Raw genomic sequence first — 21,701 nt, 5'->3', positions numbered from 1 at the left:
CGCGCGCCCGGCACGAATTTTCCCAACGCCCACGCCGCGTCCCGGTTCAGCTTAGCGTCACCTTGGAGACCAGATCGGCGGTGTTGCGGGCGTTGACCTTGCGCATGACGGCGGCGCGGTGGGCCTCGACCGTGCGGTGGGAAATGCCCAGCAGCTGCCCGATTTCCTTGCAGCTGCGCCCGTTCACGATGTGGTTGGCGATCTCGCGCTCGCGCTGCGTCAGGCGGTCCACCCGGCTGCGGGCGCCGGCGGATTCGACGAACACCCAGGAAATCAGCGCAAAGGGATCATGCGGGGTCAGGGTCCGGCCATGGGCGTGAACCATGAAGATTTCCCCGTCGCGGCGCTGCATGAAGCGCTGGTCTTCGTGGTCGGCGTGGCTGCGCAGCCAGGCCTCGGCCCGCGCACCGATCGCCTCGTAATCGCTGATCGTGGGGTAGAGCATCCGCACCGAGCGGTCCTGCATCGCCTCGCGGCCATAACCGAACATCGCCATGAAGGCGTCGTTGAACTCGACCATCACGCGGTGGCTGGTCAGCAGCAGCGCCACCGGAGCGGCGAGAAAGGCTTGCTCGATATGCGACATGGCTCTGGCCCCGCTACGTAGTCCACTAGGTAGTACTACGAATAGATGCAGTTCCCCGCCAGCGGCATGATCGCCCCATGGAGGAGCGGACAGCATGACGCAGCACATCTTTATCACCGGCAGCGGGCACACGCGCTTTGGCCGGCTGGCCGATAATCTGGAAACCCTTATCGTCGATGCCGCGCGCGAGGCGATGGCGGATGCGGGCGTCGGTGGGGCCGAGGTCGACGCCGTGTTCCTGGGGCATTTCAATTCCGGGCTGGTGCCGGACGGGTTCGCGTCCTCGCTGGTGCATCAGGCCGATCCGGGGCTGCGCTACAAACCGGCGACGCGTTGTGAAAACGCCTGCGCCTCGGGCGCGGCGGCGATCTTTGCGGGGATGAACGCGATCCTGGCGGGCAAGGCCGACACCGTGCTGGTGGTGGGTGCGGAAAAGATGACCTCGAACTCGACCGAACAGGTCACGCGGGCGCTGGCCGGCGCCGGCTATCAGAACGACGCGGCCGAGGCCGCGCTGAGCTTTCCGCAGCTATTCGGCATCGCCGCGCAGCAGTATCGCGACCGCTACGGCGACCCGCTGCCGGCGATGGCGCGGATCGCGTCCAAGAACCATGGCAACGCCATGGCGAACCCGCTGGCCCAGATGCACCGCCCGATGAGCGTCGAGGATTGCGCCACCGTCTCTGAGCGCAACCCCGAGATCGCGCCGCCGCTGCGGCTGACCGACTGTTCGCTGATCACCGACGGCGCCGCGGCCATCGTGCTGCAATCGGACCGTGCCGCCGCGGATGCCGCGCGGAGGGTGCGCTTTGCCGGCACCGCCCATGTAAGCGACATCATGCCGATGTCCAAGCGCGACTTCCTGTCCTTCGACGGCCCCCGCCGGGCGATTTCGGCAGCCTATGCCGAGGCCGGGATCACCGTTTCCGACCTGGATTTCGCCGAGGTCCACGACTGTTTCACCATCGCCGAGCTGCTGATCTACGAGGCGATGGGCCTGGCCCCCGCCGGGCAGGGCGAACGCGCGCTGGACGAAGGCATCGTGTTCACGGACGGCCGCACCCCGGTGAACCTGTCGGGCGGGCTCAAGGCCAAGGGCCACCCGGTCGGCGCCACCGGCGTGTCCATGCACGCACTGGCCTTTCGCCAGCTGACCGGGCAGGCCGGCGACATGCAGCGCAAGGACGCGGAACACGGGCTGGTGTTCAACATGGGCGGCGCGGCGGTGGCCAACTTCGCCTCGGTCCTTGCGGCGGATCGCGCCTGATGAACATCGCACACTGGCTTTACCAGACCGCGCGGGCGCGCCCCCGGGTCGCCGCCGTCAAGCTGGGCACGGCGCTGGTCTGTGACTATGCCACGCTGGCCCGCCGTGCCCAGGCGCTGTCGCGGCAACTGGGCGCGCGCGGGGTGGGCGCGGGCGACCGGGTGGCGCTGTTCGCGGCGAACTGCCCCGAGTATCTGGAAATCCTTCACGCCTGCTGGTGGCTGGGCGCGACGGTGGTGCCGATCAACTACAAGCTGCACCCGCGAGAGGCCGCCTGGATCATCGAGGATTGCGGCGCGCGGCTGGCTCTGACCGGGGCGGGCGAGATGGGCGGCTTGGGCCTGCTGCCCGAGGGGTGCACGGAAATCGCCATCGACTCGGAGGCCTATCGCGCTGCGGTCACCGAAAAGGCGGCGCTGTCAGCGCCGCCGCCGCAGGATGCGGGCGCGGTGGCGTGGCTGTTCTACACCTCGGGGACCACGGGACGGCCCAAGGGCGTGATGCTGTCCCACGGCAACCTGCTGGCGATGGCCATGGCCTATACCATGGACGTCGACCACATCGCCCCCGGCGACCACAGTCTTTACGCGGCGCCGATGTCGCATGGCGCCGGGCTTTACGCGCTGCCCTTCATCCGGGCGGGCGCGGCGCATGTGATCCCGGCCTCGGGCGGCTTTGACCCGGCCGAGATCATCGCGCTGGCCGGCGATCTGGGCGGGCTGTGCTTCTTTGCGGCGCCGACGATGATCAAGCGGCTGGTAACGGCAGCGAAGGCCGTGGGCTATCGGGGCGAGGGCATCCGCACCATCGTCTATGGCGGCGGCCCGATGTATGGCGCCGACATCGATGAGGCGCTGGCCCAGTTCGGCCCGCGCTTCGTCCAGATCTACGGGCAGGGCGAAACGCCGATGACCATCACCGCGCTGCCCCGCGATCTGGTTGCCGACGACAGCCACCCCGACTGGCGCGCGCGTCGTGATTCCGTGGGCTTTGCGCAGGCCCCGGTCGAGGTCCGTATCCTTGCCGACGACGGCACCCCCCTGCCGCCGGGCAAACCCGGAGAGATCGCCGTGCGCGGTGCCACCGTCATGCTGGGCTACTGGAACCGCCCCGAAGCGACTGCGGAAACTATTGTCGACGGCTGGCTGCGCACCGGCGATCTCGGCTGCCTGGACGCGGACGGGTTCCTGACGCTGACCGACCGCTCCAAGGACGTGATCATCTCGGGCGGGAGCAACATCTATCCGCGCGAGGTCGAAGAGGCGCTGCTGCTGCACCCCTCGGTCCACGAGGTGTCGGTAATCGGCAGCCCGGACCCGGAATGGGGTGAAACCGTCGTGGCCTTCGTCGTGGCCGCACCGGGCGCGTCCTGCGACCAGCCCACGCTGGACGACTGGTGCCGCAGCCATATTGCCGGCTTCAAGCGCCCCAAGCGCTATGTCTTCACCGACGCCCTGCCCAAGAACAGCTACGGCAAGGTGCTCAAGACCGAGCTGCGCCAGCAGCTTGCCCCGGGGCGATAAGCGCCCGGGGACCATGTAATCGAAAAGGGAGGAAACCACATGAAACGTCGCGAATTCATCGCCGCCGGTGCCGGTCTTGCCGCCAGCGGGCTGCTTTTGTCGCGCGGGCGTCCGGCATTCGCCGCCACCTCGCTGAAGTTCGACAGCTATGTGTCGGAAACCGCCGGCCCGTCCTGGGTTGACCGCTGGTTCCTGGAAGAGCTGGAAAAGCGCACCAACGGCGAGGTCTCGATCCGCAGCTACTGGTCGGGCAGCCTCAACAAGGTGGGCGAGCATCTGGCCGCGGTCCGCGACGGCACCTCGGAAATCACCCTGATCTCGCCCGGCTATTACCAGGCCGAGGTGCCGGTGACCCGCGGGCTGGAATGGTATTTCCGCATGAACCGTTCCGATGCGCTGCAACTGGTGTGCCGCGATGTCTATGAACAGTTCCAGCCGCTGCGCGACGAATGGGAACAGCGCCACCGTTCGCACATGCTGTATTGGACGACCTGGAACTATGCGCCGCTGGTCATGCGTGAACCGATCACCTCGTTGGAACAGATCAAGGGCAAGCGCATCCGCGGCTATGGCGTCGCCACCGACGTGATCGAGCGGCTGGGCGGCATCCCGGTCCCAATGACCGCCCCCGAGGTGTATCAGTCGCTGGAACGCGGCGTGCTGGACGGGGTCTACGGCTTCGACTTCATCACCGCGGTCGCCTATAAGCTGCACGAGGTCGCGCCGCATTTCTACGACATCGGCGACGGGCCGCATGGCCCCGCGGCGGTGGTAATGAACAAGCGCGTCCATGAGGGGCTGTCCGAGGACGTGCGCAAGGTCATGGCCGATCTGGCCGACGAGCTTTACGCTGGCAAGTTCGCCGAGCTCTATAACGACGCGCTGACGAAATATGTGGAAACCGCCAAGGCCGAGGGCGTGCAGTTCGCCACCTTCCCGGAAGACGAGCTGGCAGCCGCCCGAGCCAAGGTCCAGCCTGCCGAGGTTCAGGCCTGGATCGACGGGGTGGCCACCCCCGCCGGTATTGATGGGGCCGAAATGCAACGCCTGATCGACGAGGCGATCGCGAAGCACGATCCGAACGGCAAGATGCTGCGCCCTTCGGAAATCGCCGCGGGCGCCTGAGCGCGGATAGCGGCGGCGGCCCTGACTTGGGCCGCCGCCCTGCAACCGCAAAGGAGACGAGATGGATATCCTCAATGCCACCGTCCGCCGTGTTTCAGACGTGCTGGGCCGGATCGCGATGGTCTTCATGGCCATCCTGATGTTCGGGGTCACGGCGGACGTCGCCGCCCGCGCCATCTACGGCCAAAGCGTGCCGGGCCTGTTCGAGATGTCCGAGCTGAGCATGGTCATGGTCGTGTTCCTCGGGCTGGGCTGGACCCTGCGTGACGACGCCCATATTCGCGTGACGATGCTGACCGACCGGCTGGCGCCGCGGCCGCGGCGGCTGGCGGGGTCGCTGGCGTGGCTGTGTGCGGCGCTGGTGTTTCTGCTGCTGGCCTGGCCCTCGACGCAAGAGGCCGCCTATTCCTTTTCGATCCGGGAGTTCCGGTGGGGAGTCGTGCAGATCCCGATCTGGTGGACCAAGATCGCGCTGGCCGCCGGGCTGTGGTTCGCCGCGGTTCAGGCAGTGGTCAAGGCGGTGCTGGTCGCGACCGACCGCGATCTGCCCGAAACCCATCCCGCCCCCGCAGAATACTGAGGCACCCATGGACCCGATTATTGCGGCCTCGGTCGCCGTTGCGCTGATCTTTGTCCTGCTGGCCCTGGGCACCCCGGTGTTCGCGGCGCTGGCCCTGTCCGGCGCGGCCGGAATCGTCATGGTCGAGAATCTGGCGTTCCTGCTGAACCGGCTGAAGTCCTTCAGCTACTCGACCACCGCGACCTCGACCCTGACGGTCATTCCGCTGTTCATCCTGATGGGGGCATTCGCCCATCACGCCCAGATCGGGCGGCGGCTGTTCGAGGTTGCGAACAAATGGGTCGGGCACATGCCGGGCGGGCTGGCCATGGCCGGGATCCTGACCAGCGCCGGTTTCGCGGCGACCTCGGGGTCGTCGGTGGCGACGGCGGCCACCGTGGGTTCGGTCGCGCTGCCGGAAATGCGGCGTGCAGGCTATGATCCGGCGCTGGCTGCGGGCAGCGTTGCCGCGGGGGGTGTGCTGGGGGTGCTGATCCCGCCCAGCGTGCTGCTGATCTTTTACGCTGCCCTGACCGAGGTATCCGCCGGCAAGATGCTGGTCGCGGGTTTCGTGCCTGGCATCCTGACCACCATCATCTTCATGCTGGGAATACGGTTGATCGCGGGGCGGACTATGCAGCGTGCGGTGCTGGCGCCACGGTCCGGTTGGGCCGAGCGGCTGTCGGCCACCACGCGCGCCTGGCAGGTGGTGGTGCTGTTCATGGTTGTGCTGGGCGGCATCTATCTGGGGCTGGTGACTCCGACCGAGGCTGCCGCCGTGGGTGCGGTGGCGGCGCTGCTGATGCTGCTGGCAGAACTGCGGCTGGGGGTGTTGCCCGCCATCGTGGAAAGCTTCCGCTCGACCATTACCACCACGGTAATGATCCTGTTCACCATGCTGGGAGCGGGCATCTTCAGCTATTTCCTGACGCTGGTGCAGCTGCCCCAGCAGATCGCCGGGGCCATCGGCGAATCCGGCATCCCGCCGCATGCGGTCGTCGCGCTGCTGCTGCTGGCCTATATCCCGCTGGGGATGTTCCTCGACGCGTTCTCGATGATGGTCATCACCCTGCCGATCATGTTCCCGACCGTGCAGCACCTGGGATTCGATCCGATCTGGTTCGGCATCCTCTGCGTCAAGATGTGCGAGATCGGGCTGATGACGCCGCCCGTGGGGCTGAACTGCTTTGTCATCGCGGGGATCGACCGCCAGACCCCGCTGACGCAGGTGTTCCGTGGTGCCATGTGGTTCGTCCTGATGGAGATGGTCACCGTCACGTTGCTATTCGCCTTTCCGCAGATCACCACTTTCCTGCCCGACATGATGCTGGGCCGATGATGCTGGACCACAGGAGGGCAGCCGCGATGAACGGACGTGTGCAGGACCGGACCGCGCTGGTGATGGGCGCGGGGTCGATCGGGCCGGGCTGGGGCAATGGCAAGGCCATCGCCGTGACCCTGGCGCGGCAGGGCGCGCGGGTGATGTGCGTGGACCGCAACCCCGCCGCAGCCGAGGAAACTGCCGCGCTGATTGCGGCCGAGGGCGGCACCGCGGTGGCCCATGTCGCCGACGCCACAATATCGGATCAGGTGGCGGCGGTGCGCGATGCCTGCGTGGACCGGTTCGGCAGCATCGACATCTTGGTCAACAATATCGGCATCGCCCCGGTGGGCGGCGTGGTCGAGCTGTCGGTCGAAGAATGGGACCGCGCCTTCGACATCAACCTCAAGACCTGCTTCCTGGGCATGAAACACGTCATTCCGCAGATGCTGCAACAGGGGCGGGGGGCCATCGTCAACATCTCGTCCGTGGCGTCGCTGCGCTGGTCGGGGGTGGCCTATGCAGGGTATTATTCCACCAAGGCGGCGATGAACCACCTGACCCGCACCACTGCGGTGGAATATGCCGCCCGCGGCATCCGCATCAATGCGGTGCTGCCGGGGCTGATGCGCACGCCAATGGTAGAAAATTCGGGTGCGCTGGCGCGGGATTACGGCGATGGCGACGTCGAGATCATGTGGCGCAAGCGCGATGCGCAAGTGCCGATGGGCCATATGGGCGATGCCTGGGACGTGGCGAATGCGACGCTGTTCCTCGCCTCGGACGAGGCGCGTTACATCACGGGGATCGAGTTGCCCGTGGACGGCGGCATCACCCTGAAATTCGCCTGATCCCGCGACGCTTTGGCCGTGGTTGCAGTTGACAACGGCGCAGCGGCGTTGCCTGTTGGCATGAGAAAAAACGACCGGCACGGACAGGCCGGCGCGAACCCGGAGGGAGACTTTGATCAGCATCGTGGACGGCATCAGCGAAGCCGTCGGCAGGGTCGTGTCGCTGGTGGCAGCGATCTTTGCCGGGCTTATCATCTACGACATCTTCATGCGCTACGTCATGGTGTCCCCGACGCCCTGGGGCTTTGACGTGACCAAGATGCTTTATGGGTTCTATTTCATCATGCTGGGCGGCTATGCGCTGCGGCATCAGGCCCATGTCAACGTCGATCTGGTGACCTCGAAACTGGGCCGCGCCACGCGGCGCTGGGTCGAGATCGCCGGCTACATCATCTTTTTCCTGCCCTTTGCGCTGGTGTTCGCCACGCAAAGCTGGGTGTTTGCGCTGCGCTCGCTCGCGCAGGGGGAAAAGACCTATGGCGCGGTGCAACTGCCGGTCTATCCGCTGAAGATCGCGATGGCCGTCGCGGCCGCGCTGCTGCTGCTGCAAGGGCTGGCCGAGCTGTTCAAGCTGATCCTGCGCCGCACCGACCACCTTGAACCGATGGAGCCGATGGATGTTCGCTGAGTTCAACAACAGCGCCATCGCGGCGATCAACTGGGCCGGCAGCTTTCTGGCGGTGCCGGGCATCACCGGGCAGGGCATCGCGCTGGTCATGGCCGGGCTGCTGGTGCTGGGGCTGTTCATGGGGCACCCGCTGGCCTTTGTGCTGGGCGGGACGGCGGTGCTGGGCGCCTTTATCGCCGGCAAGCCGATGGTGCTGGGCATCGTCATCAACCGCATCTTCGGCGACGTGCTGGACAACTTTACCCTGATCGCCATTCCCCTGTTCGTGCTGATGGCGCGGTTCCTGTCCGACAGCGGCGTGACGGACAAGATGTTCGAGGCGCTGCGCCTGCTGATGGCGCGCGTCACCGGCGGCATCGGGCTGGCGGTGGTGTTCATCTCGATCCTGCTGGCTGCGACGACCGGCATCATCGGCGCGTCGATCACCGTGATGGGGGTGATGGCGCTGAAACCGATGCTGCAATACGGCTATCACAAGCAGCTGACCACGGGTCTGATCGCGGCCTCGGGGTGCCTGGGCATCCTGATCCCGCCGTCGATCATGCTGATCCTGATGGCATCCTATGCCCCCGGCCTGTCGGTGGGCGAGCTATTCGCCGGGGCGATGGTCCCGGGCGTGCTGCTGGGGCTGTTCTATGGGGTCTACGTGTTCTTCCTGGCGCTGATCCGCCCTGATCTCGCGCCCAAGGTCAGCCTGGAGGAACGCATCCCCCGCGCCGAGCTGTGGAAGATGCTGCTGCTCGAGGCCGTGCCGCCGCTGGTGCTGATCCTGGGCATCCTCGGCTCGATGCTGTCGGGGGTGGCGACCGCGACCGAGGCGTCGGCCATCGGGGCGGGGCTGGCGCTGCTGATCGTGATCGTGCGCGGCCGCTTTACCCTGAAAAACTTCTATGGGGCATTTCTGGAAACCGGGCGCACCTCGGCGATGATCCTGTTCATCGTGGTCGGCGCGACCGCCTTTACCGGGGTGTTCAACATCACCGGCGGGCTGACCGCCACGCAGGATCTGATCCGCGGCATGGTGGCCGATCCGCATATGCTGGTGCTGGTGATGCTGGTGTCGGTGTTCATCCTGGGGATGTTCCTTGACTGGACCGGCATCGTGCTGCTGTGCTTTCCGATCTTCCTGCCGATCGTGCAGGAAATGGGCATCAACCCGCTGTGGTTCGTGATCCTGATGGCGGTGGTGTTGCAGACCAGTTTCCTGTCGCCGCCATTCGGCTATGCGCTGTTCTACATGCGCGCGATTTCGCCCCCCGGGATCACCATGGGGGACATCATCAAGGGCGTGATTCCGTTCATCCTGCTTATCGTGCTGATGTGCGTGCTGATGATCTTCTTTCCGCCGCTGGTCACCTGGCTGCCGGACACGCTTTACCGCTGACAACAGAGAGGAGAATAATGAAAATGCTGACCAAGACGCTTATGGGGACCGCTGCGGCGCTGGCGATGCTGGCCGCCCCGGCGATGGCGCAGACCAGCTGGACCATGACCTCGACCTGGCCTTCGTCGCTGGAACTGATCGAGATCGACAAGCATTTCGTCGACCTGGCCAACAAGCTTGCGGGCGACGAGCTCAAGATCGACTTCTTCGACGGCGGCAGCCTGGTCCCGGCGGGCGAGGTGTTCGGGGCGGTCGAATCCGGGACCATCCAGGCCGGCGGCGACTGGCCGGGCTATTGGGCCGGGCGCGACGCCGCGTTTTCGCCGCTGTCCACCACCGCCAGCCTGTTCAACGCGGTCGATTATGTGAACTGGATCCGCGGCTGGGGCGGGCAAGAGGAATATGACGAGGCCTATGGCCGCTTTGGCATGGTCTATCTGCCCTATGGCGTGACCAACAACGAATCCGGGTTCCGCACCGTCAGCAAGCCGGTCCGCAGCGCCGAGGATCTCAAGGGCCTGAACCTGCGGGTGTCCGGTCTGGAACAGGGCCGGCTGCTGCAAAAGCTTGGCGGCAACCAGGTCTCGATGGCCGGGGGCGAGATCTATCAGGCGCTCGAGCGCGGGGTGATCGACGGGGCCGAATTCTCGACGCCGAACGTCGATCTGTCGGGCGGTTTCCAGCAGGTCACGAAATACTGGTCCACGCCGGGCTGGCACCAGTCGGCCTCGGTGTTCGGGGTGATGATCAACAAGGGCGCGTGGGACGCGCTGTCGCCCGAGACGCAGGAAAAGCTGCGCATCGCTGCCGACGCCACGCTGCTGTGGTCGCTGGCCAACACCGAAAAACGCGCGACCGAGGCTTATCAGGCGTTCCAGGACGCCGGGGTCGAGATTAATCGGCTGGACGACGAAACGCTGGCCGAAATCCAGCGCCTCGCCAACGAAACCATCGAGGAAGTCGCCTGCGAGAACCCGACCTCGGCCAAGGTCTATACGTCGATGCTGACCTATCTCGAGGATTACGCGAAATGGCGCAACGCCTCGGCGCCCTTCAATCTGGGCCAGACCCCGGACGGGCCGGATCTGGAAAAGATCCGCGGCTGCGCCGGCTGATCGCGGGTTTTCCGGGCAAAACGGGGGGCGGGGCGCAGGCTCCGCCCCTTTTTTCGTTCACGGCAGCCAGCGGTCCAGCCAGTCGATCACCGGGGGCGCGACATGGTGCTGGAACTGCTCGCCCCCGAACAGTGCCAGATGATTGCAGCCCCTGGCCAGCAGCCGGCGGCGGCGTGCGGGATCTGCGTCGGGGCACAGGGCAAGGGCGGCGGCAGTCTGGCCGGGGGCGACGATGCGGTCCTCGGCCCCTTCGACCGCCAGCAGCGCGCAATCGCGGATCGCCGCTGGGTTGACCTCGACCCCCTCGTGGAACAGCCCGCCGGTGACCAGCGCCCGCCGTCGGAACACCGCGTCGATATTTTCCAGAAAATGCCGCGCATCCACGTCCATCATGATCCCGCACAGATCCGACAGCGGCACCTGCCGGTCGATCTCGCCCATGTCGGGAAACGGGGTCCAGCTGAGCCAGCCGGGCATGAAGGCGCGGCGGAATCGCGCCGTGGCATGGACCGATTCCTGCGTATCGGCGGAATAGACCAGCCTCCCGACGCCCGGATAGCCATGCCGCACCGGCGTGATCGCCAGGCTTTGCAGGTGATACGCGCGCGAGCCCGCCAGATGCCGCGACAGGCTGGTCGGGCTTGCTTTTGGATCGATCGGACTGCCCAGCAGTGCCAGCACCGGCGGCGCGGCCGGATCGCCCTGCGCCGCCATCACCGCCGCCGCCGCAACCGAGGGCGTGCCGGACTGGCACAGCGCCACCAGCCCCGCCCCCGGACCCGCCGCGCGCAGCGCGCCGATGATCGCGGCGATATTGGCGTCCAGCCCGAAACTGCCCTTGCGCAGGGGGATGAAGCGGGGATTGATCCAGTCCGGCACCAGCACCCGGAACCGGGGCAGCAGCGCCAGAACGGTCTCGCGCATGATCAGCGGCAACACGCCCGAGATCGGGGGCGGCAGCACCACCGTGCCGCGCGGCCTGCGCCCGGGACAGTCGAACTCGACCAGAACGTGAAAGGCGGACACGGCCAGCTCTGTTTCGCGGACCTCAAGCGCGGGGTCGGAAACACGGGAAATGCCAAAGCCGACCCGCGCCATGTGCCGGCCGTGGCGGGCCGCCGGAACGGCCGGTCCGGCGGTGGACGAATTCGTTGTGCGAGGCTCCTCCATGACGGCCTCCTGTGCAGCGGGGCAGGCGACTTGGTTGCAGTCTAGCCGATTTCGCTGGGACCGGGGCCGGATTTCTTCTTTCTGGCCCAAATACCCATTTCCGGCAGCGCCGCATGAACCAACGCCCCAAGGGGGGCGCGGTTCATTGCCCCGGCGGCAGCACCCGGAACCCGGCGCGGGCGGAACGTCCCTCGGCGTCGATGACGGCCAGCGCGGAAAATCCCGGCTCGGCGGACAGCTCGGTCACCGGCAGGGGCTGCCCGACCGCGACCGGCACCCCGTTCAGCAGCCAGCTGTAGGGGGGCGTGCCGCCGCGGGCGCGCACGGTCAGCGCGTGGCGGGACAGCTCTACCACCGCGCCGTCGGGCGGGAACTGCACGCTTAACGGCTCGGCCGGGCGCTGGCCGGGGCCGGGGGCCTGCAACGCCCCGCGCGGGGCAAAGCGGCGCAGCGGCCGCGGCAGCGCGGCGTTCGGCACCGTCAGCACCGATGCGGGCGGCGGAGGCAGCGCCACCGCCCGCGGCCCCAGCGCGTCGAACAGGTCAAACAGCACCGGCGCCGCATATTCGCCGCCAAAGGCGCCCGGCACCGGGGTGCCGTCGGGCCGCCCCATCCAGACGCCGGCAACGAAACCGCCGTCGAACCCCACCGCCAGCGCATCGCGGTGCCCGTAGCTGGTCCCGGTCTTGTAGGCGACGCGGCCTGCCGCGCGCCCGCCCGGCGGCGCGATCCCGGCCAGCACATGGGCCACCTGCCACGCCGCCGCCCGCCCGAACACCGGCGCGGCCCCGCTGTCCCCCTCGGCCCCCGGCCGGTCGTGCAGCCGCAGCACCCGCCCGCCGCGGGCCAGCGCGCCGTAGCCCTGCACCAGATCGCGCAGGCTGACCCCCGTGCCGCCCAGCACCACCGCCAGCCCGGGCTGGTCGCCCTGCTGCGACAGCTGCATTCCCGCCTGCCGCAGGCTGGCCATGATCCGCGCCGGCCCCAGCGCCTCGGCCAGCCGCACCACCGGGATGTTCAGCGATTCCACCAGCGCCTGCCGCACCGTCACCGTGCCGCGAAACCGGTTGTCAAAGTTCTGCGGCTGCCAGCGGCCGAATGCGGCGGGGCGGTCCTCGATCAGCGTTTCGGGGTGGATCAGCCCCTCGTCCATCCCCAGCGCATAGACCAGTGGCTTCAGTGTCGAGCCGGGCGAGCGCAGCGCCCGCGTCATGTCCACGAACCCGCCCGACGCGCTGTCGGCGAATTGCGCCGCGCCGACCTCGGCCAGGATCTCGCCGCTGCGGTGGTTGGCCAGCAGGATCGCGGCGGAAACCTGCGCCGCCTGACCCGCCACGGCGCGGGTGGCCAGCCGCTCGGCGGCGGCTTGCAGGCGGGCGTCGATGGTGGTCTCGATCCGCGGCGCGCCGGGGTTTTCACGGCGCAGGCGGTCGGCCAGCAGCGCGGCGCGGGCGGGGAATGCGCGGCGGTGGTCGGGCAGGGGGGCGGTGCGGGCGGTCTGGGCCGCCTCGGCGTCGATGATCCCCAGGGCAAGGGCGCGCTCGATCACCCGGTTGCGGGCGGCCAGCGCTGCGGGGCGGGCCGCGGGCAGGTCGGGGCGGCGCGATTCCGGCGCCTGCGGCAGCGCCACCAGCAGCGCCGATTCCGCGGGGGTCAGCCGGCGCGGTTCCTTGCCGAACCACATCAGGCTGGCGGCGCGCACCCCTTCGGTATTGCCGCCATAGGGCGCAAGCCGCAGGTAGAGGTCGAGGATGCGGTCCTTGTCCAGCCGCCGCTCCAGCGCCAGCGCCACCCGCGCCTGCCGCAGCTTGGCGCGCCAGTCGCCGGTGGGGCCGCGTTCCAGCAGCCGCGCGGTCTGCATCGACAGCGTGGATGCCCCCGAGACCACGCGCCCGTGTCGCAGGCTCTGCCACGCGGCGCGCAGGATCGCGCGGCGGTCCACGCCGTCGTGGCTGTAAAAGCGCCGATCCTCCCACCCGACCAGCATCGACAGGAAACGCGGGTCCACCCCCGATTGCGGAGGCGCCAGCCGCCACAGCCCGTCCCCCACCGGAAACGCGCGCAGCAGGGTGCCGTCGCGGGCCAGCACCTCGGTCCCGACCGGGACGGTCAGGGCGGGCAGTTCCGTCGCGTCGATCCAGCGGTCCCAGGCGGCGCGCGCCCGGTCGGCGCCGTGGGCCAGCAGCCCCGCCGCCAGCGCCAGCGCCAGAAGCCGCCGGCCCGTGCGGCGGCCCGGTGGCTGATCGGGCGGCTGGCCCGCCTCAGGGCGTGATCGAGGTCCGGCCACTGTCGGTCCAGCCCCGGCGATCCGGGCGATACATGTCGGACACCACCGCCGCCGGATGCGCGAATTCGCCCGCCGTCACCGCCCGCAGCCGATAGGCCAGCCGGATCGGCTGGTCGCCACTGCTGGTGACGGCGGCGGCGAAACGGTCCTGCCGGAACTCGACCATGTCGGTCCAGTCGGTCAGCTCCAGCCAGTCCAGCCCGGTCAGTTCGCCCTGAGAGATCAGGTTGGGGTTGTCGATCTCGAACCCCGCAGGCAGCGGGTCGGTCAGGATCAGCCGCCCGCCTGCGGAGTCGAACGGCTGGATCTCGATCACCGCCACCAGTCGTGTCGCCCGCGCGACCTGCGCGGGGTCGGCGGGTTCTCCGTCAGGGGTGTAGTAGCTGCGGGTGACCGCGAATGCGGTGCCGCCGGCCTGCAACGGCTCGACCGGCACCGCGGTCGCGCTGAGCGTGACCGGCAGCGCCGCCGCGCCATCGTTGCGCAGCGTGGTGGCGGGCACCACGCCCGCGTCGCCCAGATCGGCGGTGGGCGAGGACAGCGCCGCGCCGTTCAGCGCCAGCCCGCCGCCCGCGCCCGGCCCGGTGGACAGCGCCTGCCCGGCCAGCACGATCCACGCGGCCTCTTGCGTGGACAGCCAGCCGCCGCGCGCGTCCAGCCCGGCCGAGATCGCGGCCACCGTGCCCTCGCGGTCCACCGCCTGGCTGCCTGATTCCGCCGCCAGCGCCAGCATCGCGGCGCGGTCGCGCAGGATGGTGCCGTAATCGCTGCGGAACCCGTTGCTGGGCTCTTTGCCGTCGCGGGACAGCGCTTGCGCGCGGCGGAACATCATGTCCGCGCGGCTTTGATCGCCGACCAGCGCCAGCGCCGCGCCCAGCTGGGCGCTCGCCATGGGGGTGGCGAAACCTTCGGCCCCGGTGTCGGCGTAATAGCGCAGGTCGCTGACCACCGCGGCGCGTTCGCGCGCCAGCACATAGGCGGCATAGGCGGTGGCCGCGTTTTCGTCGGCATCGGCATATTGCGGGTCGGCGGCGGCGTTCAGCCCGTTCTGCAACGCGGCCAGCGCATTGCGGAACGCCTGATCGGGCACCGCGAACCCGGATTCGCGCGCGCGGGACAGGAAGTCGGCGATATAGGCGTCCAGCCAGCGGTCGCCCGATTCCGCGCTCCACAGGCCGAAACCGCCCTCGGGGGTCTGGCGGGTCAGGATCTGGGCGATGGCGCGGTCCACCGCCTGACGGTCACCCGTGCGCGGGGGCGCGCCCTCGGGGGTCAGGCTTTGCGCGTGGATCAGCGGGATCGCGGCCGATGCCAACTGTTCGCTGCACCCGTAGGCCCATTTCGACAGCTGCGCGATCGCCGCCGGCACGTCCAGCGCGGCAAACGCGCCGCTGGACAGCATCAGCCGCCCGGTGCCGGGACGGAAATCGCCCAAGCGGGACAGGTCCAGCGCCTGTGCCTCGCCCGGCGCCAGCGTCAGCCGCAGGGCGCGGGTCACAGCCGGGTCCAGCCGTTCGACCGGGATCGACAGATCCTTGGTGACGCGGCGGCCGTCGGGCAGTTCCGCGGTCAGCCGCAGCTGCGCCAGCCCCTGTTCGTCGGGGGCGGCAAGCGTCAGCGGCAGGGTCACGGACTGGCCCTCGGCCAGCGCGGTCTCGGCCGTGATGCCGGTGGTCAGCGCTACGGCGTCCTCGGCATCCGTGATGTTTTCCAGCGCCAGCCGCACGGTGCCGGCAGGGCCGGTGGCGTGGGTCAGGCGCAGCTCGGCCTGCGCCCGGTCGCCGGGGGCGAGGAATGCGGGGACGGTCGCCACCATCACCACCGGGTCGCGCACCAGCATGGTGGTGTCGGCCTGCCCCAACGCGGTTTCGGTCCACGCCAGCGCCATCACCCGCACCTCGCCGTTGAAATCGGGCAGCGGCACCTCGACCGTGGCGCGGCCTTGGTCGTCCAGCGTCAGCGGGCCGGAAAACCACGCCATCAGCTTTTCCGTGGGCGGAGGCGCCTGTGTCTGCGCCGCGCCCGCATCGCCGCCCGTGCGCAGCGCCCCGTCGGCGGCGCCCGAGGGCAGGATCAGCCGCCCGTAAAGATCGCGCAAGCCCACGCCCAGCCGGCGCTGGCCGAAATAGTGATCAGAGGCCGAGGGCGGCCGATAGCCGGTCAGATTCAGGATACCCTGATCGACGGCCCAGATGGTGGCGTGGACGGTTGCGCCGGGCTGTGCGCCCTCGACCGCCAGCGTCACCTGTGCGGCGCCCCGCGGGTCAGAGGATTCGGGCGCGGTCAGCGTGGTGGTCAGCACGCGGTCGCCGGGATCGACGGCGGCGGGGGCGATGCCCAGCGCGCGCACCGGCGCGTGGCCCGCCTGCGCGTCCAGCGGCCGGATCGCGCTGGCGGCGACATAGACGCCGGCGTCCCAGTCGTCGGTCACCGGCAGCTCGACCGTGTTGCGCCCGGCGGTGACCGGCACGGATTGCAGCGAAATCAGCCGGTTCGACATGACGGACACCAGCGCCACTCCGTCGGCCGCGGCCTCCAGCGTCAGGGTGGCGGTGTCGCCGGGGCGGTAAGCGGGGCGGTCCAGCGTCACCCGCAGCCGGTCGGGGGTATCGCTGCCCGCGCCGGCAGCACCCCAGCCCGCGTCAAAGGTGACCGAGCTTTCGGCGCCGTCGGCCGCGGTCACCACCAGCTCATAGCTGCCCCAGTCCACCGGCACCGCCAGCGGCGCGGGGCCGTCGGCAGTCAGCGCCAGCTGCCCCGAGGCGATGCGGCTGCGGCGGGTCACAGGTTCCCAGCTCCAATCGCCGTCCAAAGCGAACCACTGGTAATCGGTCTGCACCCGGTTCAGCACCCAGTCCACCGTCGCCGAGTCGGGTTGCAGGTCGGCCCCCAGCGCGACGATGCGGAACCCGGCGTCCGAGCCTTCGGCAACGCTGCCGCCCTCGAAATCGGGGCGCAGGCCGATGGCGGTGCGGGCGGGGGCGATGGTGCGGGTCACGCGACGCTCGACCGGGCGGCCGGCGCCCTCGCGCACCGACAGCACCAGCGTTGCCTGCCACGGGCGAGCGGCGGTTTGCAGGGCGGGCGGCAGCTCGGCGCTGGCGGCGAAATGCCCGCTCGCGTCGGTCTGCCCCGAGGGCATCGCCACCACATCCGGGTCCGAGGCATCGTCGTGGCGGCCGAACACATAGCCCTCCCACCCCGGCAGGGTGCTGGCGGGGGTCAGGCGCAATTCGCCGTCCACCGGCAGATCGGCGGCGGGGGCGCCGAACAGCCAGCGCGCGTCGAATGCGACCGCGACGGGCGCGGCGGCGGGCAGTGCGCCTTGCGGCAGGGTCAGGTCAAAGTCGATGCGCTCGGGGCGGAAATCCTCGACCAGCAGCCGGGCCGAGGCCAGCGCCGGGCCGTCCTCTTCCACGCGCAGGTCGATGCGCCAGGCGCCGCGGGGCGCGTTGCCGGGGATGGGGAAATCCAGCACCGCGCCGCCGGCGCCCGCCGGCTGCGGCACCAGCCGCGCGTGTTCGACGCCATCGGGGCGGATCACGCTTGCGTTCAGCGGCAGTCCGTCCAGCGCCTGCGCGCGGCCGTTGCGGGCCAGGATGGTGGCGTGGGCAATTTCTCCGGCGCGGTAGGCGCCGCGGTCAAGGGCCATGAACAGGTCGATGGGCGGGGCAGGGGGCGCGCCCTCGACCCCGCGGTCGGACAGGTCGAATTCCGGGTCGATCAGCGACAGAAAGGCCAGATCGGTGATGCTGTCACCATCGCGGGTGGTCGCGGTGACGATGCCGGGCGCGGCGGCGCCGGTGCCGCGCACCAGCCCCGCGTCGAAACGCGCGATGCCGTCCGCGTCCGTCACCGCGCGGCCCAGCACCGCGTTCCCGCGCGATACCAGTTGCAGCTCGACCCCCGCGCGGGCGGCCGCATCGCCCAGACCTCGCACCGCCACGGTCAGCCCGTCCGTGCCCTGAAACGCGCTCAGCCCCAGAGCCGAGATCATGAACCACTGCGAGGCGCGGGGGCTGCGGTCCGTGGACTGCCCCGGCACGGTCGCGTTCAGCACATAGACGCCGGGCGCCAGCGTCAGCCCCGCCTGCCGCAGGTCGATGCGCGAGGAAACCTCGGCGTTCAGGGGATGTGCGCCGCCGCCTTCGGGCGGGGCCACGTCCAGCTGGCCGCGCCAGACCTCGTCGCCGGTGCGGTCCTCGAAGCGGCCAAGCTTCCAGTCCTCGAGGGGCGCGGCGAACAGGTTGTCGCGCAGCGCCGCGACAAGGTTGCGGTCGGACATGCGGAAAAGCACCAGATCGGCCGCATCGGTGTTGACGGTGTTCAGGGTCAGCCCCTGATCGCCGGTCGCGGGCAGCACATAGGCGCGGCCGGAAAACCGCACCAGGGGCGCACGGTCGCGGACATAGACCGACTGTTCCACCGTGCGGCGCAGCGTGTCGCCGTTTTCGGCCGGCAGCCCGGCGCGCAGGGCAAAGCGCAGCGCCTGCCCGCGCGGGGCGCCGGTGATGCAGATTTCATACCCCTGCGCCTCGACCCCCAGCGCCGGGTCGGGCAGCTGCACAAAGGGGCGCATGTCCACCCCCGGCGCCACGGGTTCGGAAAACCCGACGCAGACGCGGGGGTCGGGGCCGTCGCTGTCGGCGCGGCTGTCGGTGATGCGAAAGCCGTGGCGTTCCTCAAGCTGTTCAAGCCGCGAGGCGATGTCGGGGTTGCCCGGCTCGGCTTCGGCCGCCTGCCGGACCGCGAGCAACGCGGCGCGGCCGCGGCCGTCGTCTTCGGCAAGCCGCGCCCACAGCAGCAGCATGGCGTTGCCGGTGCCGGGGTCGCGCAGCCATGAATTCAGCGCGGCCAGCGCCGCCTGCCGCTGCATCTGGCTGTCGCGGCGCCCGTCGGGATCGCCCGCGGCATCGTCAAGCGCCACCGACAAGGCGGCCCAGTCCGGGGCCGCGTCGGTCAGCGCCGTCAGCGCGCCCAGCCAGTGAACCTTGTCCTCGGCCGAGCCGGCCGCCAGCGCGTGCTGCAACAGCCCACCCGCATCGCTGCCGTCGCCGGGCCAGTTGGCCGACAGCCGCCGGGCCTGTTCGGCCAGCTGCCGGCGGTCGGAATCGCTGATCCAGCCGGCCGCGGCCAGCCGGGTTTCGGCCCGCGCGATCATCTCGGGCGGGGTCGAGGCCACGATTCCCGACTGCGCGCCGACATAGGGCGCAGCCTCGCCGGCGGCGGTTTTCAGGAAACAGGCCCGCGCGCGGCCGTTCCAGGTCAGCGCCTGACAGCCTTGGGTGGCCAGACATGCCTGCACGCAGGCATCCTGCCCGACCTGACGGATCATCGACAGGTCGTTGCCCGGCAGGTCCGTGTCCGTCTGCAACACCACGCGGGCGGGCGGCACGACATCAGCAGGCAGCGTCTGCGCGCCCAGCGGCGCCGCCAGCGCCAGCAGCCCCAGCGCCGCCATGCCGAACGCGGCGCGCGCGCCCCGCCACCCTTGCCGAGTCACCTGCGCCATGGTCATCCCCCGGTTGCAATCGCCCGGCGTCGGACCGCCGTCGCGCCCATCCTGCCACAGGTGAAATCGCCGCTGCAATCGCTGTTGCGGCAGGGTGATTCTGAATCGAATTTCTTTCATGTAGCTGTTAATCAACAGTTTAAATTCGAGATTGACGATATTTTGCTGTTATGGGCATATTGCCTGCAAGGGTATGTCCCATCGATTCGCCGTCTGACGCCGGTTTGCAGTCTGTAACAGATGTCTTCCTGTCGCCGTTCTGGCGGCGAATGCAGCTGCCTGCGCGTCAGTCCCGTCTCGACAGACCTCTGCCCATCGTTCTCTGGGCCCGAGGAGTCTTCAGATGGCTACGAATACCTATACCGTGCTGTATATCGGCAATTTGCCGGATATGGACCCCTACGAGCATAACAATACTGCGGAAAACGCCCAGAGCGTGCTGGGCGGGCAGACCTTTGGCGCGGCCGGCGATCCGCTGTTCGCCAGCAGCCTGCAACTGTCGCTGCACGACGTGCGCAATGACGGCGCGGTGCAGTTCAACCACCAGGGCGGCCCGGACACCATGTCCTATCGGCTGAACGGGCAGGATTATTCGCTCAAGGCGGATTCGGGGGTGCTGGTCTCGAACGTGCAGGTCACGCAGGTTCTTGACGACGGCTCGACCCGCACCATCACCGCCTCGGTCCGGGTCGTGCAGGATGTCAGCGGCAACATGTTCGTGATGCCGCCGGTGCTGGCGGGCGCTGGCGCCAGCGAGCGCGCATTGACGGAATATCGCATCGTCAGCATGACCATGCCGACGCGCGGCAGCAACTACAACAACGGCCCCTTTTCGGGCATCGACAACATGCGCGTGGTGATGCCGTTCCGCGACGGCTATGTCGACGGCACCGACGGCGACGACCTGATCGGGCTGGATTACGTCGATGCCGATGGCGACCGCGTCGATCACGGGGATGCGATCCTGCCGGGGCACGGCCCCGACGACGACCATATCCGCGCCGGTGCCGGCGACGATACCGTCCATGCGGGCGCCGGCAACGACACCGTCGAGGGCGGCGATGGCAACGACATCATCTTTGGCAAAGATGGTGATGACCTGCTTTACGGGGACGCGGGCGACGACCTCATCTTCGGCGGCGAAGGCAACGACACGCTTTATGGCGGCGTGGGCGACGACACCCTGCATGGCGAGGAAGGCGACGACCTTATCCACGGCGGCGATGGCGACGACATCCTGTATGGCGAGGACGGCGACGATACCCTGCACGGCGACGACGGCGACGACACGCTTTACGGCGGCGAGGGCGACGACGTGCTGTTCGGCGGTGCCGGCAACGACTATCTGGATGGCGGCGCGGGCGCCGACACGCTGACCGGGGGCGAGGGTTTTGACACCTTTGTGGCCGGCCACGGCGACCTGATCACCGATTTCAACGACGGGATCGCGGCCGGGGCGCTGGACGACGGCGATCCGTCCAACAATGATTTCGTGGACCTGTCGGGCTATTACAACCACGAAAACCTTGCCATCATCAACGCCCAGCGCGAGGCGGCCGGAGAGGCGCCCTACAAAACCCCGCTGCAATGGATGCGCGCCGACCAGCAGGACGACGGCGTCCTGAACGACATCAGCAGCGGCAACGGCTTTGAACAGGACTTCACCCTGACCATCCAGAACGGCGGCGCGGCGGTGGGGGGCGAATCGCTGACCCTCGAGACCACGCATGTCGTCTGCTTTGGCGCCGATGCGCTGATCGAGACCGACCGCGGCCCGGTTTCTGCCGGCGATCTGGCGGTGGGCGACATGGTGCGCACTCGCGATGCAGGGATGCAGGCGATCCGCTGGATCGGCGGCAACAGCCTGACCGCCGCGCAACTGGTCGCGAACCCGAACCTGCGCCCGATCCGCATCCGCGCGGGCGCGCTGGGGGAAGGGCTGCCCTTGGCCGATCTGGTGGTGTCGCCGCAGCACCGGGTGCTGGTGCGTTCGCGCATCGCGCAGAAGATGTTCGGCACCGACGAGGTTCTGGTCGCCGCCAAGCAGCTGTGCCTGCTGGACGGGATCGACATTGCCGAGGATCTGGACTGCGTGACCTATGTCCACTTCCTGTTCGATGACCACCAGATCGTGTTCTCGAACGGGGCAGAGACGGAATCGCTGTTCACCGGCGATGTGGCGCTGAACTCGGTCGGCCCCGCCGCGCTGGAAGAAATCCTGACGCTGTTCCCGCAGCTGCGCGCGGGCGTGGCGCCGGTGCCGGCGCGGGTGCTGGCATCGGGGCGGATGGGGCGCAAGATGGCGACCCGTCACCGGCAGAACGGCCGCGTTCTGGTCAACTGACCTGTTTCGGCGGACCCGGCCAGACCGGG

At 69.0% G+C, this 21,701-nt stretch carries 14 protein-coding genes; 10 read left to right on the top strand and 4 right to left on the bottom strand.

Annotated elements, in window-relative coordinates:
- Window positions 1–46: 46 nt before the first annotated feature.
- The gene (locus BLW83_RS10800; protein ID WP_090848245.1) at window positions 47–586 is read right to left on the bottom strand and encodes a LuxR C-terminal-related transcriptional regulator; all 540 of its coding nucleotides are present in this window, start codon (window positions 584–586) and stop codon (window positions 47–49) included.
- Window positions 587–680: 94 nt separating this feature from the next.
- Here BLW83_RS10800 and BLW83_RS10795 point away from each other — a divergent pair, with 94 nt between their 5' ends.
- The 9 genes from BLW83_RS10795 to dctP all read left to right on the top strand — a co-directional run bounded on the left by BLW83_RS10795 (window position 681) and on the right by dctP (window position 10,359).
- Window positions 681–1,853, top strand: a complete 1,173-nt coding sequence (locus tag BLW83_RS10795) for a thiolase domain-containing protein (protein ID WP_090848244.1) — start codon at window positions 681–683, stop codon at window positions 1,851–1,853.
- Complete coding sequence (locus BLW83_RS10790; protein ID WP_090848243.1) at window positions 1,853–3,376, top strand: class I adenylate-forming enzyme family protein; 1,524 nt, start codon at window positions 1,853–1,855, stop codon at window positions 3,374–3,376. The genes BLW83_RS10795 and BLW83_RS10790 overlap by 1 nt, the downstream gene beginning before the upstream one ends.
- Before the next feature lie 39 nt (window positions 3,377–3,415).
- The gene (locus BLW83_RS10785) at window positions 3,416–4,501 is read left to right on the top strand and encodes a C4-dicarboxylate TRAP transporter substrate-binding protein (protein ID WP_090848242.1); all 1,086 of its coding nucleotides are present in this window, start codon (window positions 3,416–3,418) and stop codon (window positions 4,499–4,501) included.
- Between the two features lie 61 nt (window positions 4,502–4,562).
- Complete coding sequence (locus BLW83_RS10780; protein ID WP_090848241.1) at window positions 4,563–5,081, top strand: TRAP transporter small permease subunit; 519 nt, start codon at window positions 4,563–4,565, stop codon at window positions 5,079–5,081.
- 7 nt (window positions 5,082–5,088) lie between these two features.
- Window positions 5,089–6,399 (top strand): TRAP transporter large permease, encoded by a 1,311-nt coding sequence (locus BLW83_RS10775; RefSeq protein ID WP_090848240.1) that lies wholly within the window; start codon window positions 5,089–5,091, stop codon window positions 6,397–6,399.
- A gap of 26 nt (window positions 6,400–6,425) precedes the next feature.
- The gene (locus BLW83_RS10770; RefSeq protein ID WP_090848488.1) at window positions 6,426–7,232 is read left to right on the top strand and encodes an SDR family NAD(P)-dependent oxidoreductase; all 807 of its coding nucleotides are present in this window, start codon (window positions 6,426–6,428) and stop codon (window positions 7,230–7,232) included.
- A 124-nt stretch (window positions 7,233–7,356) separates the two neighbouring features.
- Complete coding sequence (locus tag BLW83_RS10765) at window positions 7,357–7,860, top strand: TRAP transporter small permease subunit (protein WP_245728806.1); 504 nt, start codon at window positions 7,357–7,359, stop codon at window positions 7,858–7,860.
- A gap of 88 nt (window positions 7,861–7,948) precedes the next feature.
- Complete coding sequence (locus BLW83_RS10760) at window positions 7,949–9,244, top strand: TRAP transporter large permease (protein ID WP_090848487.1); 1,296 nt, start codon at window positions 7,949–7,951, stop codon at window positions 9,242–9,244.
- A gap of 23 nt (window positions 9,245–9,267) precedes the next feature.
- Complete coding sequence (gene dctP, locus BLW83_RS10755; protein WP_218139128.1) at window positions 9,268–10,359, top strand: TRAP transporter substrate-binding protein DctP; 1,092 nt, start codon at window positions 9,268–9,270, stop codon at window positions 10,357–10,359.
- 57 nt (window positions 10,360–10,416) lie between these two features.
- Here dctP and BLW83_RS10750 read toward each other — a convergent pair whose 3' ends face one another.
- The 3 genes from BLW83_RS10750 to BLW83_RS10740 all read right to left on the bottom strand — a co-directional run bounded on the left by BLW83_RS10750 (window position 10,417) and on the right by BLW83_RS10740 (window position 19,328).
- Window positions 10,417–11,529: a polyhydroxyalkanoate depolymerase gene (locus BLW83_RS10750; protein ID WP_143042824.1), complete on the bottom strand. Its 1,113-nt coding sequence runs from the start codon at window positions 11,527–11,529 to the stop codon at window positions 10,417–10,419.
- Window positions 11,530–11,671: 142 nt separating this feature from the next.
- Window positions 11,672–13,738, bottom strand: coding sequence for a penicillin-binding protein 1C (gene pbpC / locus BLW83_RS10745; RefSeq protein WP_090848486.1), 2,067 nt, complete (start codon window positions 13,736–13,738; stop codon window positions 11,672–11,674).
- A 52-nt stretch (window positions 13,739–13,790) separates the two neighbouring features.
- Window positions 13,791–19,328, bottom strand: coding sequence for an alpha-2-macroglobulin family protein (locus BLW83_RS10740; RefSeq protein ID WP_218139121.1), 5,538 nt, complete (start codon window positions 19,326–19,328; stop codon window positions 13,791–13,793).
- Between the two features lie 343 nt (window positions 19,329–19,671).
- Here BLW83_RS10740 and BLW83_RS16015 point away from each other — a divergent pair, with 343 nt between their 5' ends.
- Window positions 19,672–21,672 carry a Hint domain-containing protein gene (locus BLW83_RS16015; RefSeq protein ID WP_090848235.1) on the top strand — a complete coding sequence of 667 codons (2,001 nt, stop codon included), beginning with the start codon at window positions 19,672–19,674 and terminating at the stop codon, window positions 21,670–21,672.
- Window positions 21,673–21,701 lie beyond the last annotated feature (29 nt).

The organism is Paracoccus alkenifer, assembly GCF_900108405.1.
In the GTDB taxonomy this organism is placed as follows: domain Bacteria; phylum Pseudomonadota; class Alphaproteobacteria; order Rhodobacterales; family Rhodobacteraceae; genus Paracoccus; species Paracoccus alkenifer.
The sequence above is the reverse complement of the archived record's forward strand: the minus strand, read 5'-3'. Positions and strand labels throughout refer to the sequence as shown.